The 14267-nt window shown below is 73.7% G+C and carries 15 protein-coding genes and 1 tRNA gene; 6 read left to right on the top strand and 10 right to left on the bottom strand.

The window, feature by feature from the left end:
- Window positions 1-57: 57 nt before the first annotated feature.
- Both ugpC and GL259_RS18280 read right to left on the bottom strand, forming a co-directional pair.
- On the bottom strand, window positions 58-1146 hold the full coding sequence (gene ugpC / locus GL259_RS18285; RefSeq protein ID WP_159534144.1) for a sn-glycerol-3-phosphate ABC transporter ATP-binding protein UgpC: 1089 nt from the start codon (window positions 1144-1146) through the stop codon (window positions 58-60).
- Between the two features lie 231 nt (window positions 1147-1377).
- Window positions 1378-2349: a WYL domain-containing protein gene (locus GL259_RS18280; protein WP_159534142.1), complete on the bottom strand. Its 972-nt coding sequence runs from the start codon at window positions 2347-2349 to the stop codon at window positions 1378-1380.
- A 112-nt stretch (window positions 2350-2461) separates the two neighbouring features.
- Here GL259_RS18280 and GL259_RS18275 point away from each other — a divergent pair, with 112 nt between their 5' ends.
- Window positions 2462-2875 (top strand): DUF3224 domain-containing protein, encoded by a 414-nt coding sequence (locus GL259_RS18275; protein WP_159534140.1) that lies wholly within the window; start codon window positions 2462-2464, stop codon window positions 2873-2875.
- 86 nt (window positions 2876-2961) lie between these two features.
- Window positions 2962-3038 (top strand) — tRNA-Thr (locus tag GL259_RS18270).
- A 19-nt stretch (window positions 3039-3057) separates the two neighbouring features.
- Here the strand turns inward: GL259_RS18270 and GL259_RS18265 are convergent.
- From GL259_RS18265 to GL259_RS18255, 3 genes are all read right to left on the bottom strand, one after another.
- On the bottom strand, window positions 3058-3963 hold the full coding sequence (locus tag GL259_RS18265) for an aminoglycoside phosphotransferase family protein (protein ID WP_208026489.1): 906 nt from the start codon (window positions 3961-3963) through the stop codon (window positions 3058-3060).
- A gap of 100 nt (window positions 3964-4063) precedes the next feature.
- A complete protein-coding gene (locus GL259_RS18260; RefSeq protein WP_159534136.1) occupies window positions 4064-5038 on the bottom strand; it encodes a zinc-binding dehydrogenase in 975 nt (324 codons plus the stop codon).
- A 50-nt stretch (window positions 5039-5088) separates the two neighbouring features.
- Window positions 5089-6249 carry an NAD(P)-binding protein gene (locus GL259_RS18255; protein WP_159534134.1) on the bottom strand — a complete coding sequence of 387 codons (1161 nt, stop codon included), beginning with the start codon at window positions 6247-6249 and terminating at the stop codon, window positions 5089-5091.
- Window positions 6250-6393: 144 nt separating this feature from the next.
- Between GL259_RS18255 and GL259_RS18250 the strand changes: the two genes are divergently transcribed.
- A complete protein-coding gene (locus tag GL259_RS18250) occupies window positions 6394-7071 on the top strand; it encodes a pentapeptide repeat-containing protein (protein ID WP_159534132.1) in 678 nt (225 codons plus the stop codon).
- A gap of 28 nt (window positions 7072-7099) precedes the next feature.
- Here the strand turns inward: GL259_RS18250 and GL259_RS18245 are convergent, their stop codons facing one another.
- Together GL259_RS18245 and GL259_RS18240 are read right to left on the bottom strand one after the other, a co-directional pair.
- Window positions 7100-7600 carry a hypothetical protein gene (locus tag GL259_RS18245; RefSeq protein WP_159534130.1) on the bottom strand — a complete coding sequence of 167 codons (501 nt, stop codon included), beginning with the start codon at window positions 7598-7600 and terminating at the stop codon, window positions 7100-7102.
- 223 nt (window positions 7601-7823) lie between these two features.
- Window positions 7824-8399: a TerD family protein gene (locus GL259_RS18240; RefSeq protein ID WP_159534128.1), complete on the bottom strand. Its 576-nt coding sequence runs from the start codon at window positions 8397-8399 to the stop codon at window positions 7824-7826.
- A gap of 145 nt (window positions 8400-8544) precedes the next feature.
- On the opposite strand from GL259_RS18240, the gene arfB reads away from it, so the two are divergent.
- Window positions 8545-8982 (top strand): alternative ribosome rescue aminoacyl-tRNA hydrolase ArfB, encoded by a 438-nt coding sequence (arfB, locus tag GL259_RS18235; protein ID WP_159534126.1) that lies wholly within the window; start codon window positions 8545-8547, stop codon window positions 8980-8982.
- 24 nt (window positions 8983-9006) lie between these two features.
- Here the strand turns inward: arfB and GL259_RS18230 are convergent, their stop codons facing one another.
- Together GL259_RS18230 and GL259_RS18225 are read right to left on the bottom strand one after the other, a co-directional pair.
- The gene (locus GL259_RS18230) at window positions 9007-9477 is read right to left on the bottom strand and encodes a GNAT family N-acetyltransferase (protein WP_159534124.1); all 471 of its coding nucleotides are present in this window, start codon (window positions 9475-9477) and stop codon (window positions 9007-9009) included.
- A 79-nt stretch (window positions 9478-9556) separates the two neighbouring features.
- On the bottom strand, window positions 9557-10141 hold the full coding sequence (locus GL259_RS18225) for a flavin reductase family protein (protein WP_159534122.1): 585 nt from the start codon (window positions 10139-10141) through the stop codon (window positions 9557-9559).
- A gap of 358 nt (window positions 10142-10499) precedes the next feature.
- Here GL259_RS18225 and cdgB point away from each other — a divergent pair, with 358 nt between their 5' ends.
- Together cdgB and GL259_RS18215 are read left to right on the top strand one after the other, a co-directional pair.
- Window positions 10500-12203, top strand: coding sequence for a diguanylate cyclase CdgB (gene cdgB, locus GL259_RS18220; protein WP_159534120.1), 1704 nt, complete (start codon window positions 10500-10502; stop codon window positions 12201-12203).
- Window positions 12204-12318: 115 nt separating this feature from the next.
- Window positions 12319-13251, top strand: a complete 933-nt coding sequence (locus GL259_RS18215) for a carbohydrate-binding protein (protein WP_159534118.1) — start codon at window positions 12319-12321, stop codon at window positions 13249-13251.
- A 19-nt stretch (window positions 13252-13270) separates the two neighbouring features.
- Here GL259_RS18215 and GL259_RS18210 read toward each other — a convergent pair whose 3' ends face one another.
- Window positions 13271-14200, bottom strand: a complete 930-nt coding sequence (locus tag GL259_RS18210; RefSeq protein ID WP_159534116.1) for a 1-phosphofructokinase family hexose kinase — start codon at window positions 14198-14200, stop codon at window positions 13271-13273.
- Window positions 14201-14267: the final 67 nt, after the last annotated feature.

The following is a 14267-nucleotide window of genomic DNA, read 5'->3' as shown; positions in this document are numbered from 1 at the left end:
GGCCCCTCTTCATCACCTCGGGTGAATCGCCCTCAGTCGTACGTTTCGCCCGGTTCCTCAGTCGGACAGGCGCGCACCGGTCGAGGTCGAGAACACGTGGGTCTCGCCCGCCCGCGGCACGACGTGCAGCGTGCTGCCCTTCTCCGGGACCTCACGGCCGCCGACGCGGACCACGAGGTCCTTGGCCTCGCCGCCGACCTGCGCGGTGCCGTAGACGAACGCGTCGGAGCCCAGCTCCTCCACGACGTTGACGGTGACCGCGACACCCAGGTCGGAGTCGGCGCCGGCCACGTCGAAGTGCTCGGGGCGGACGCCCACGGTGACGGTCTTGTCGCTGGTGGAGGCCAGCGCCTCGCGCTGCACCGGCACCACCGAGTTGCCGAACTTCACGCCGCCGTCGGTGACCGGGACCTCGACCAGGTTCATGGCCGGGGAGCCGATGAAGCCGGCGACGAAGAGGTTGGCGGGCTTGTCGTACATGTTGCGCGGGGTGTCGACCTGCTGGAGCAGACCGTCCTTGAGGACCGCGACCCGGTCGCCCATGGTCAGGGCCTCGACCTGGTCGTGGGTGACGTAGACGGTGGTGATGCCCAGGCGGCGCTGGAGCGAGGCGATCTGCGTACGGGTGGACACGCGGAGCTTGGCGTCCAGGTTGGACAGCGGCTCGTCCATGAGGAACACCTGCGGCTCGCGCACGATGGCGCGGCCCATGGCGACACGCTGGCGCTGACCGCCGGAGAGCGCCTTCGGCTTGCGGTCCAGGTACTCCGTCAGGTCGAGGATCTTCGCGGCCTCCTCGACCTTCTGCCGGATCTCCGCCTTGTTGACGCCGGCGATCTTGAGCGCGAAGCCCATGTTGTCGGCGACCGTCATGTGCGGGTAGAGCGCGTAGTTCTGGAACACCATGGCGATGTCCCGGTCCTTGGGCGGCAGGTGCGTGACGTCGCGGTCGCCGATGCGGATGGCGCCGCCGTTGACGTCCTCGAGCCCCGCGAGCATCCGGAGCGAGGTGGACTTGCCGCAGCCGGACGGGCCGACCAGGACGAGGAACTCGCCGTCCGCGATCTCGATGTCGAGGGCGTCGACGGCGGGCTTGGTGGAACCCGGGTAGATCCGGGTCGCCTTGTCGAACGTGACAGTGGCCATGGTGAATGGTCCCCTTCTACCGGCAGGAACGTGCCGGACGATCCGAGTAGGAAGGCGGTGCCACTACGGGTGTTCCGTTGTGGTGTAGTCCACGTGGGTGAACTGGCTCAGGACGGTACCCGGCGTTTACTTTGTTTGTCAGTACCTCCGGCGCTGTGAATTTCGCGGAAACTTTCGACCGCCGGGACGGCGGCCGGTCGCCGCGGGGCCGCCGCCCGGTGGAGCGCGGGATCACCCCTCGGCCGCGTACCGGTCCGCGAGCACCGCCACGGCCGCCGCGACCGCCCGCCGCAGCCCCGGTGGACCGAGCACCTCCGCCTCGACGCCCAGCCGGAGCAGATCGCCGGTCGCGACCGCCTCCGACTCGACGGACAGCTCCACCTCCACCCACCCCTCGCCGTCCGGCGGCCCCGCGGCGGCGAGCGCCCGCACCCCCGCCGCCCCGAACTGCATCGGCAGCAGCTTCCGGCCGCGCGGCGAGAGCCGCAGTCGGGCCGTGCCCTGGTGCAGCGCCGCCTCCATCCGCCGGGAGGACTCCGACCAGTACGCGGCCAGGTCGAAGCCGGCCGGACGGGTGAACTCCTCGCCCGTCTCCTCCACCGCCTGGAACCGCGACACCCGGTAGGTGCGCACGGCGTCCTCCGCCAGCGCCGCCAGGTACCAGATGCCGCCCTTCAGCACGAGACCCAGGGGGCGCACCTCGCGGTGCACCTCGCCGCGCCAGCGCCGGTAGCGGGTGCGCAGCACCCGCCGCTCCCACACCGCCCGCGCGACGGTCTCCAGGTGCGGCACGGGGTCGGCGTCCCGGAACCAGGCCGGCGCGTCCAGGTGGAACCGCTCGCGCACCCGCCGCGCCTGTGCGGCCAGTTCACCCGGAAGGGCGGCCTCCACCTTCAGCTGGGCGCTCGCCAGGACGGCCCCCAGGCCCAGCTCCCTGGCCGGTCCCGGCAGCCCGGCCAGGAACAGCGACCCGGCCTCCGCGTCCGTCAGCCCGGTCAGCCGCGTGCGGTACCCCTCCATCAGGCGGTAGCCGCCCTCCGGCCCGCGCTCCGCCCGCACCGGCACCCCGGACGCGCCGAGCGCCTCGATGTCCCGGTAGACGGTGCGCACCGACACCTCGAGCTCCGCCGCGAGTTCGGAGGCGGTCATCCGGCCGCGGTTCTGCAGCAGCAGGAGCAGGGAGAGAAGCCGGTCGGCGCGCACGGACCCATTGTCCCGCCCGTACCTGACAGGAGGTGTCAGGTACGGGCGGGAGGGTGGGCGCACACCGGACGCGCGACGGGGCGCACCGGACCCGTAGCGGAAGGGGACACCCATGCCCACCACCCGGACCACCACCGGCCACTTCACCTTCGCCGACTGGAAGGAGGAACCCGTCACCCCGGAGGACGTCCTGCCCCGGCTCGCGCGCGCCACGGTCGTCAACTCCTTCTCGGGCGGCATCGAGGCCGAGGCCACGGCCTGCGTCTACGCGATCGCCTACCTGGCCGGGACGACCGGCACCTTCGCCGGGAAGGAGCTCGTCGGCGGCCGCGTCGACGGGCGCGAGGGGACCTTCGTCCTCGAGGAGCGCGGGCGCTTCGAGGAGGACGGCACCGTGCACTGCTCCTTCGAGGTCGTCGGGGGCTCGGGCACCGGAGGGCTGACGGGGCTGCGCGGCACGGGCGGTTTCACCTACCGGCACGGGCAGACGGAGGTGCCGTACACCTTCACGTACGGCCTGGAGTGAACGGGCGGGGGCGACTCCCGCAAGTGCGTGGCCCGGCGAAACCGGCTCTGTGTACAGTGGACCAGCCCTCGCGCGCGCCGCGCGGCGCCTCCTTAGCTCAGATGGTCAGAGCAGCTGTCTTGTAAACAGCAGGTCGTCGGTTCGAATCCGACAGGGGGCTCCAGCAGATCCCGGGCCGGACCTCACCGGCCCGGGATCTTCCGTGCCGTACGGCCGCGCAGGCGGCGGGCGATCTCCAGCTGGCGCTCCTCCAGGGGGCGGCCGTCCTCGAGGTCCCACAGGCAGTTCTGCAGCAGGCGCCCGTACGTCCACGCGCGCGCCCGCTCGCGGTCCAGGCCGAGGACGTCGGTCATGGCGTCGAAGCGCCAGCCGACGTCGTCGGCGTCGAAGCTGTTGTCCAGGGCGGGCCAGAGCTCGAACCCCGGGTCGCCGGCCAGGGGTTTGGGGTCGATGGCGAGCCACGGGGCGCGGTCCGAGGCCAGGACGTTCTCGTCGTGCAGGTCCCAGTGCAGCAGCCGGTCCCCGGGCTCGCCGGCGACCTCCCGCAGGGCGGCCGCGCAGTCGGCGACGATGCGGCGGGCCGCCGGGTCCGGGATGCGCTCCAGGGCCCGGGGGGTCCGCTCCAGCATGGCCTCGGCCATGTCGCCGAGGCGGCGCATGCCCTCGGGCGCCGGGGTGGCGTTGAGGTGGGCGAGCAGGCGGGCGATCACCAGGACGCGCTCGTGGACGTCCGGCTGGTGCGCGAGCATCCGGGAGGCGTCGAGGCGTTCCAGGAGCATGGTGCCGGTGGGCTCGTCGTGGTCCAGCAGGCGGACCGCGCCGTCGCCGTCCCACAGGCGCAGCGCGACCGGCTCGCCCTCGCTCTCGTGGTCGCGGATCTGGAGCTTCAGCACCGCCGGTGTGCCGTCCGCGCGGTCGACCGGCAGGACCAGGGCGCTCACGCCGTGCATGGGCGCACCGGTGACGCGCAGGTCCCAGCGGTCGAGGAAGGCGGCGGTCAGGTCCGGCAGGGCGGCGATGAAGGCCCGGCCCGCCTCCTTGTTGAACTTCTCCTGGGACGCGGCGAGTTCCTCGGGGACGTCGATCACCCTGCGCACGGTAGCGGCGTACGGGAGCCGGGGCACGCGGATTGAGGAGGTCCGGGGGAGGGGGCCGGGGGACGGAGGCCGGGGGAGGGGCCGGGAGCCTTCACGGCTCCAGGACGACCTTCCCGGTCGTGCCCCGGTTCTCCAGGGCCCGGTGGGCGGCGGCGGCCTCGGCGAGGGGGAAGCGGTGGACGGCGGGGGTGAGCCGGCCCTCGGCGGCCTCGGTGAGGGCGCGGAGCTCCAGGGTGCGCACGGGGTCGGGGCCGCCGGCCCTGCGCATCATCCCGGGGCCGAGGACGTTCTCGGAGACGCCGTCGACGAGGTACGGGCTGTCGCTGTCGAGGCCCTGGGCCGACCAGCCGAAGACGAGGTGCCGGCCGCCGGGGGCGAGGAGGCCGACGACCGTGCGGGCGACGTCGCCGCCCACGCCGTCGTACACGAGGGTGACCCCGCCCCGGTGACCGGCGAGCCGTTCGGGCCAGTCCGGGGCGGTGTAGTCGACGGCGAGGTCGGCGCCGTTCGCCGCCACCCGGGCGGTCTTCGCGGGGCCGCCCGCGAGGCCGATGACGGTGGCGCCGGCGTTCCTGGCGTACTGCACGAGGAGGGTGCCGAGGCCGCCGGCCGCCGCGGGGACGACGACCACGTCGCCGGGGCCCGGTTCGGCGAACTGCACGATCCCCATCGCCGTACGGCCCGTGCCGATCATGGCGACCGCCTCGGCGAAGTCGAGCCGCTCCGGTATCACGTGCAGGCGGGCGGCGTCGGTGACGGCCAGCTCCGCGTAGCCGCCGGGGGCGAAGCCGAGGTGGGCGACGACCCGCTTGCCGAGCCAGTCGGCGGGCGTGCCCTCGCCGAGGGCGTCGACGACTCCGGCGACCTCGCGGCCGGGGACGGTCGGCAGGACGGCCGGGGCGGGGGCGGGGCCCCGGTGTCCCCGGCGGAGGGCCGTGTCCAGGAGGTGGACCCCGGCCGCCCGGACGGCGACGCGGACCTGGCCGGGACCCGGCCGCGGGTCCTCGACCTGCTCGTAGGTGAGGTTCTCGGCCGGGCCGAAGGCGTGCAGGCGGACGGCGTGCATGTCGGATCCCCCGTGGGTGTCGGTTGCCGCTACGCCCCCACGGTGCGACCTCAAGCATGCTTGAGGTCAAGCTCGTGCCGGCCGAGGGCGAGGGCGACGGCCGTCAGGGCGCTGTTGAAGGAGACCTCGGAGAGCACGCCGGGCGCGGCGACCTGGTCACCGGCGAGGTAGACGCCGTCGCCGCGGTCGACGGCGGGCCGGTCGCGCCAGCTGGTGCCGGGCGGGTCGACGGCGCCGGTCCGCCCGTTCGCCACCGCCTCCCGCCGCCAGGTGACCCGTTCGCGCCAGCCGTCGAAGCCCAGGTCCAGCAGCTCCTCGGCGCGCGCGACGCCGTCGGTCTTGGACTCGTGCGGGGCGACCGGGATCTGGCCCTGGACCAGCTGCTCGCCGGCCGGGGCGAGGGTGCGGTCCTGGGCGGTGAACCGCTCCAGCCAGCCCGGCGCGTCCAGGTCGGACACGACGAACGCGTCCCCGCGCCGGGTGCGCACGGCGAGGTCGACGAGGACGGTGCGGCCGCTCGGCCAGGTCAGCGAGGGGTCGCCCAGGAGGCGGCGGGCGGAGTCGAGGGAGGTGGCGACGACGACCGGGGTGTCGGTGGGCAGGGTGTCGACGCGGGACAGGGTCTCCATCCGCACGCCCAGGTTCCAGGCGTGGGCGGCCATCCGGTCGATGAGCCCGCCCCAGCCGCCGCGCGGGTAGTGCGCCTCCGGGGGCAGCCTGGTGGCGCGGCGCAGGCGTTCCTGCACGAAGGCGGCGGACAGGGAGCCCGGGTCGTGGTGGAACAGCGCGACCGCGCAGTAGTGGGCGGCGGCCCGCGCGGCCTCCTCGCCGGCGAGGGCGGTGGCCCAGCTGAGGAAGTCGGTGTCGACGGGCGCCTGCGCGCCGCCGCGGCGCAGCAGTTTCAGCATCGCGAAGGGCGGGGTGCGGCGCAGCGCGCCCCGGTGGCGCAGGCGCAGCCGGGCCGCCTCCAGGGGCGGGATCGGGGCGAGCGGGCCGATGAGGCCGCGCCGGCGGAGCCAGGACCAGTGCGGGCCGCCGTTGTAGAGGGCGTGCGGCCCCTCGTTCGTCCGGTACGGGCCGTCGGCGGTGCGGGCCCGCCCGCCGAGGGTGTGGTGGGCCTCGTGGACGGTGACCTTGGCGCCCGCCTCGGCGGCGGTGATCGCCGCGGTGAGTCCGGCGAAGCCGCCTCCGATGACGGTGATGCGGTGCATGGCGGGGGTCTCCCTTGCTCGAACGTGCTCGAGGTCGCCTTCGGGTGGTCCGCTCCTACGACTCCTCGGGGGCCCCGGAATGTGACATGCGCGGGATTCCCGCAGGCCGGCGTGGTTGTCAGTGGCGGGGTGCAGCATGGGGGCATGGCGAGGAGAGCGGTGGGCGGTCCGGGTGTGAGGGGGGCGCGGCGACCCGGGACGAGGCTGCCCGCGCTGGAGCGGTTCGAGGGGGGCGGGCTGGAGCCGGACGGGGACTACGACGGGCTGGAGTTCCGCGGGGCGGACCTCGCCGGGCAGGACGGGGCGGGGGCGCGCTTCCTGGACTGCGCGCTGGCGGAGTGCGCGCTGGACGGGACGCGGCTGCCCGGGGCGCGGCTGCTGGACTCGGTCCTCGCCGGCGTCCGGGGCGTGGGGACGGACCTGGCCGGGGCGACCCTGCGGGACGTCGAGGTGAGCGACGCGCGTCTCGGGGGGACGCAGCTGCACGGGGCGGTGCTGGAGCGGGTGCTGGTCCGGGGCGGAAAGATCGACTTCCTGAACCTGCGCGCGGCCCGGCTCAAGGACGTCGTGTTCGAGGGCTGCGTCCTGGTCGAGCCGGACTTCGGCGGGGCCCGGCTGGAGCGTGTGGAGTTCGTGGACTGCGCGCTGAAGGGGGCGGACCTCACCGGCGCCGTGCTCACGGACGTGGACCTGCGCGGGGCCGCGCCCCTGGAGATCGCGCGGGGCACGGACCGGCTGTCGGGGGCGGTGATCGGTACGGCGCAGCTGCTGGACCTGGCGCCGCTGCTGGCGGCGGAGATGGGGCTCCGGGTGGAGGGGTGAACAGGGCGGGCGCCGGGCGGCGCGGTGGTCACCCCACCCGGGGGTAGCGGGCCTGGAGGGTCCAGACGGCCGGGTTCTCGCCGAGGTCCTCGTGCAGGTCGACCAGGTCGGCGAGGAGGTCGTGCAGGAAGTCGCGGGCCTCGCGGCGGAGTTCGGCGTGGGAGAAGGTCAGCGGGGGCTCGGAGGCCGGCAGCCACTCCGCCTCGATGTCCACCCACCCGAAGCGGCGCTCGAAGAGCAGGCGGTCGGTGGACTCGGTGAAGTCCAGCTCGGCCCGCTGGGGGCGGGAGGCCCTGGAGCCCGCCGGGTCCCGGTCGACGCGCTCCACGATGTCGCACAGCGCCCAGGCGAAGTCGAGCACCGGCACCCATCCCCAGGCCGTGGACACCTCGCGGTCCGACTCGGTGTCGGCGAGGTAGACGTCACCGCAGAACAGGTCGTGGCGCAGGGCATGGACGTCCGCGCGGCGGTAGTCGGTCTGCGGCGGGTCGGGGAAGCGGTTGGAGAGGGCGTAGCCGATGTCGAGCACGGGGTGATGGTGTCACGGGACGGCGCGTCCGCCCGCACGGGTGCCCGGCCGGTGCCGCCGCCGTGCCGCCGTCCGGTTCCTGCGAGGACGCTCCGGCGTGCGCGCCCGGGAGGGGCGGGGCGGCGCGGGGAGGGGGCTTCGCCCGCGCGCCGGAGCCCCCGGCCCGTCCTCACCGTGGCCGGGGGCTGCGCGCGGAAGCGGGGTGCTGCGGACGGGGCGTCCGTCAGACGTTCACGCCGAAGTCCTGGGCGATGCCGGCCAGGCCCGAGGCGTAGCCCTGGCCGACCGCGCGGAACTTCCACTCCGCGCCGTTGCGGTACAGCTCGCCGAAGACCATGGCGGTCTCGGTGGCGGCGTCCTCCGACAGGTCGTAGCGGGCGATCTCGGCGCCGCCGGCCTGGTTGACGATGCGGATGTAGGCGTTGCGCACCTGGCCGAAGTTCTGGCTGCGGTTCTCGGCGTCGTAGATCGAGACCGGGAAGACGATCTTGTCGACGTCGGCCGGGAGCGCGGCCAGGTTGACGTTGATCGCCTCGTCGTCGCCGGCGCCCTCACCGGTGCGGTTGTCACCGGTGTGGACGATGGTGTTGTCCGGGGTCTGCTTGTTGTTGAAGAAGACGAAGTGGGCGTCCGAGTAGACCTTGCCCTGCGTGTTGACCGCGATCGCCGACGCGTCGAGGTCGAAGTCCGTGCCGGTGGTGGTGCGGACGTCCCAGCCGAGGCCCACGGTGACGGCGGTCAGGCCCGGAGCCTCCTTGGTGAGCGAGACGTTGCCACCCTTGGACAGGCTTACAGCCATTGTTGGGAGTCCCTTCCCTCGTGTGCGTACCGCTAGAAGCTACAGCTACCCCCTTGAACGCGGAGAGGGGTACACGAGGTTCCAGGTCGCTTTACTTTCTTTACCGGAATTATTCGGGTGACGTGGACCGGTCAGGAGCGGGAACATGGACGACATGTCCGGTCCCTATCCCGTCCGCGGCTCCGTCTCCCTGCCCGAGGCCGAGCTCATGTGGCGTTTCTCGCGGTCGTCGGGGCCCGGCGGTCAGCACGTGAACACCAGCGACTCGCAGGTCGAGCTCCGCTTCGACCTCGCCCGGACCCGGGCGCTGCCCGAGGTGTGGAAGCAGCGGGCGCTCGAGCGGCTGGCCGGCCGGCTGGTCGGAGGGGTCGTCACCGTCCGCGCCTCCGAGCACCGCTCCCAGTGGCGCAACCGGGAGGCCGCCGCCGTGCGCCTCGCGGCGCTGCTCGCCGAGGCCACCGCGCCCCCGCCCAGGCCCCGCAGGCCGACCCGCGTCCCGCGCGGCATCAACGAGCGCCGGCTGCGGGAGAAGAAGCAGCGCTCGGAGACGAAGCGGGGGCGCTCCGCGCGGGACTGGGGGTGAGGTGACCGGGGCCGGCGGGACCGTTCAGCCCAGGTCCAGCACGCCCACCGTCTCGTCCTCGACGACCTCGCCGTTCTTGCGGAAGCCCAGGCCCAGGTAGAAGTCCTCCGGGCCGGACGGGCCCGGGTGCCAGCAGACGTGGAGCTCGGTGCCGCCGCGGCGGCGGATCTCGGCGGCCACCGACTCCACGGCGAACCGTCCGTAGCCCCTGCCCTGCGCGTCCGCGGCGATGTTCAGCCGCCACAGGCCGGAGCGGACGACGCTGCCGCCGTCCTCGTGCCAGTCGATGTCGAAGAAGGCCATCAGGAAGCCGACCGCGCGGTCACCGTCCCTGATCAGCCGGGGCCAGGCGGTGGTGGGGTGGACGTAGGCCTCGGCGAGGGACTTCACCACCGGCGCGACCGCGAATTCCTGGTCGGGACGGACCCGTACGCCGAGGGCGGCGTCGAGGTTCTCGGCGGTGATCTCTTCGAGGCGGAGTGCGGTCGTCGTCATCCGGGCACCTTAGGCGCGGAAATCCCGCCCGGTAAAAGGGATTTCACGGCCGGGAAAGGCAGGGGCCGGTCGCCGGCGCTCAGCCCAACTGCCGGTAACGGCCGCGGAAATACATCAGCGGCCCCCCGTCCGCGCTCGGCAGCCGGGCCGCCAGGACGCGGCCGATCACCAGGGTGTGGTCCCCGGCGGCCACCCGCTGCTCGGTGCGGCACTCCAGGGTCGCCAGCGCGCCGCCCACCAGCGGGGCCCCGGTGTGCTCGCCCCGGACGCAGGGGATGTCCTCGAAGAGGAGGCGGTCGCTGAGGCGGCCCTTCATCGCGAAGCGGCCCGCTATGTGCCGCTGGCTCTCGGACAGCACGGACACCGCCCACAGGGGCTGCTCGTCGAGCAGGTCGTCCATGCGGGAGCCCTCGCGCACGCTGACCAGCACCAGCGGCGGGTCCAGGGAGACCGACAGGAACGCGGTCGCCGTCATGCCGGCGTCCTCGCCGGCCGGTGCCCGCGGGTCGCCGGGGTCCAGCGGCGGCTCCTGCGCGGTCACCAGGACCACGCCGGCGGCCAGACGGGACATGGCGGCGCGGAACTCGTCGTTGCTCACCCCCTCAGCATGCCGGGCGGCGGGGGGAGGGGTGACCGGGGACGGGGCGGCTGGAGTGTTCGGCACGTCCAGAACGCTAATCTCCGCTCCACGCGCACCGCATCGGACCCCGGCCCGAGCGGGGACCTAGGACCGGCGGCCGATCCGGCACCGGACCTGCGGGGGACCGGCACGGAATCCGCACGGGTCACGCGCAACCGCAACAAAGGACGTGCTCGGTAAACGCATGCGGAAATCGCGGAAAGACCACGCAATTGTTCACGTTTACCTGTGACTTGAGTCACAAGGGGCAAGAATTGTTGACCCTGTGTACCGAGTGGGCAGCGCGCTGTGATTCAGTGGCGGGGAAGCTGCCGGGGCACCATCGGGAAAGGCGCCGAAGAGAACCCTTGATTCGCTCCGAGGTCTCGGGGGGAGGGCGAGCATGGAGGCCGAGTCGGAACCCTACGTCCGTCTTGCGTCCCTGCGACAACTGCACCAGGTCATGGCCGCGTTGAACACGGCCCGCAGCCTGGCGGACACGTTGCAGACCGTCGCCGACGGCGTCGTGAACGCCCTCGGGTACGAGTTGGCCTGCGTCAACCTCGTGCGCCCCGACGGCGACCTGGTCGTCGCCGCCTTCGCCGGCAACCCCGCCGCCGAGGCCCTCATCACCGGCCGCGTCGGCTCGCGCGACTCCTGGGAGCGCCGCCTGACCATGGGCGAGCGCTGGGGCGACCTGATCTTCATCCCGCACACCGAGGGCTGGGTCCTCGACGACGACGACGTCCCGCAGTGGTACACCGACGGGCCCGCGCCCCGCTTCGAGGACGAGTGGCACCCCTCCGACCGCCTCTTCGCCCCGATGTACGCGCCCGGCCCGCAGGGCGGCGGCACCTCCGGCGAGCTGCTCGGCGTGCTGTCCGTGGACCGCCCGCGCAACGGCCGCCGGCCCGGCGCCTGGGGCCGCGAGGCGCTCCAGATGTACGCCTTCCAGGCCGCCATCGCGATCAGCAACGCCCGGCTGCGCGCCAACATGCAGCGCGCCCTGGTCCGCCTCGAGCGCGAACAGCAGGCGCTGCGCGCCAGCGAGGAGAGCTTCCGGCAGGCCTTCGAGTACGCCCCCTCCGGCATGGCCATCGCCGAGATGGGCGGCGACCAGCACGGCCGGATCCTGCGCACCAACGACGCCCTGTGCCGGCTGCTCGGCCGCCCCGCCTCCGCGATGCGCCGCTACGCCTTCTCCGACCTCGTCCACCCCGAGGACATAGGCACCCTGCTGCGCACCTCCGCCGAGGGCGGGCGCGCCGAGCTGCGCCTGGGCCGCCGCGACGGCAGCTACGTCTGGGTGTCGCTGCGCAACTCCGTCGTCGCCGACGCCGCCGACGGGCCGCGTTTCCTGCTCACCCACGTCGAGGACATCGAGGAGCGCAAGCGCCGCGAGCTCCAGCTCGCCCACCGCGCCTCCCACGACTCCCTCACCGGCCTGCCGAACTCCGCCGAACTGCGCGCCCGGCTCTCCGCCCGGCTGTGCCGGCAGCAGCCGCAGAGCGCGCTGCCCGCCGTCGGCTCCCTGGGCCCCTACGAGTCCTTCGGCTCGCCCGACGCGTACGACTCCCCGGACGGGGCCTACGGCCCGCCCGTCTTCGACCGCGGCCACGACTTCGACTTCCCGCCCGACGCCGACGCGTACGACGGCTACGACCACCACGTGCACACCGTCGCCCCCGCCGGGGAGTCCGACGACGGCACCAAGGGGCTCGCGGTGCTCTTCTGCGACCTCGACGGCTTCAAGTCGATCAACGACCGGTTCGGGCACAACGCGGGTGACGCGGTGCTCATCGAGGTCGCCCGCAGGCTCAGCAACGGCGTCCGCGACGGCGACACCGTCGCCCGGCTCGGCGGCGACGAGTTCGTGATCCTCGCCGACGGGCTCGGCCGGGCCGACGCCCAGGACCTCGCCGTACGGCTGCGCAACGAGATCATCCAGCCCATCCGGGCCGAGGGCCGGGCCGTGCGGGTCGGGGCCAGCTTCGGCATCGGATGGGCACATTGCGGAATGACGGCGGACGAAGTGTTGAAGTCCGCCGACGAACGGATGTACGTCGAGAAACGATCTCGTCCCAAACAACACAGGCGCGCGGGATGAACCGCAGGTCAGCGAGTTGATGCGGTCCGCGTCACCCGTTCGGGTCACCGGAAGCGGGTAGGCTCGCCATCTCACCACTCGTACCGCACCCGATCCGCACTAGGAGCACCAAGGGATGACGCCCGGCAACAACGGCGCGAGCACGCCCGAGGACGACGACCCGTTCGGCTACCTCTACGCCGACGGCCAGGCCAACGGGGCCCAGCCGCCGTCCGGGGGCTACGGCTACCCCCATTCGGTCAACCGGGTGCGGCCGGTCGGGACCCGTCAGTACGGCCAGCCGGGCACCGCCCCCCAGGCACCGCCCCAGCAGGGCGTCTACGGCCAGCCGAACGCGCACTACGCCGCCCCGGAGACGCTGCCCGGCGGCGCCACCGCCGTCCAGTCGCCCTCGGCGGGCCGCGGCGGGGGCGGCCGGGGCCGCGGCCCGAACACCAAGGGCCTGCTCGTCGGCGCGATCGCGGTGGTCGCCGCGGTCGTGATCGGCATCGGCGTGGCGATGATCGGCGGCGACGACGAGGACAAGGGCGGCGACAACCAGGCGGACGCGACGCCGACCCAGTCCCAGACCGACGGGACGAGCCCGTCGGCGAGCGCGAGCGCCGAGGAGGAGGCCGAGCTGCCGACGGTCGACGCGAAGGCGATGCGGCTGGGCGGCGCGGCCTCCCTCGCGTCGGACGTCGAGGGCGCGCAGTCCGACGGCGGCATCTACGTGACCAACCTCAACCAGCCGGGTTCCTCGGTCACCTGGACCGTCAACGGCATCCCGAAGGACGGCGCCTACACCGTCTTCGTCCGCTACAGCACCACCGACGAGCCCCAGTCGATGACGCTCACCGTCAACGGCAAGGAGTTCGGTTCCAAGCTGAACATGGACAACTTCGCTCGCGCCAAGGACGGCGACTTCTCCAAGGGCTGGACCCAGACCTTCGCCTGGCCCACCCTCAACAAGGGCTCCAACACGATCTCGGTCTCCTGCAACGACGGCGACAAGTGCAACGTCCTGCTGGACCAGCTGTGGCTGAAGGAAGGCCAGGTCACCAAGTAGCGCGGCCGGCGGGCCGGCCTCAGGCCGCGTTCGCCTCCGCCGTCACCGCGACCCGGTCCAGCAGGTCCCCGTACGCCGCCCGGTCGAACTCGCCGGCCACCGGGGACAGCACCGTCGCCGCCGACAGGGCGACCGCGCGGGCCAGCCGGTCCGGCCAGGGCAGCTGCTCCACCAGGCCCGAGAGCAGGCCCGCGACCAGCGAGTCGCCGGCACCCGTGGGGTTGCCGCGCAGATCGGCCGGCGGGGCGGCGCGCCAGTGGCCCTGGGCGGTCACCGCGAGGACCCCCTGGGGGCCCAGGGAGGCGACCACCGCGCCGGCGCCGCGGCGGCGGGCGTCCTGGGTGGCGCGCAGCGGTTCGTGGAAGCCGGTGAGCTCGGCCAGTTCCTCGGCGTTCGGCTTGAGGACGTCGGGCCGCCCGGCGACCCCGCGGCGCAGCGCCGCCCCGCTGGTGTCCAGCAGGACCGGGACCCCGGCCGCCCGGGCGGTGCGGGTCAGTCCGGCGTAGGCGCCGACCGGGACGCCCGGGGGCAGGCTGCCGCACAGGGCTACCGCCGACGCCGACGCCAGCAGGCCCTCGTACGCCTCCTGGAAGGCGGACCACTCGGCGTGGGTGACGGCCGGGCCGGGCTCGTTGAGCTGGGTGGTCCCCCCGGAGCGCTCGTCGACCACGGCTATGGTGCGCCGGGTCGTGCCGGCCACCGGGACCAGCGCGTCCAGCACGCCCGGCACCTCGGTGAGCCGGTCCCGCAGGATCCGGCCCGTCGCGCCGCCCGCGAAGCCGGTGACCGTCACCTCGTGGCCGAGGGCCGCGAGCACCCGGGCCACGTTGACGCCCTTGCCGCCGGGGCGTTCCGTCACGTCCGAGACGCGGTGGGAGGCGTGCGGCCGCAGGGACGGCACGCGATAGGTGATGTCGAGAGCGGTGTTCAGCGTGACTGTGAGGATCACCGGGCCGACCTCCCCTTTTGCCTGCGCCTGCCGTGTGTCCCGGAGGCACGATCATGCCAAAGAGACG

Origin of the sequence: Streptomyces sp. Tu 3180 (genome assembly GCF_009852415.1) — a bacterium.
Classification (GTDB): Bacteria; Actinomycetota; Actinomycetes; order Streptomycetales; family Streptomycetaceae; genus Streptomyces.
This window is presented reverse-complemented; position numbering and strand designations above follow the sequence as displayed.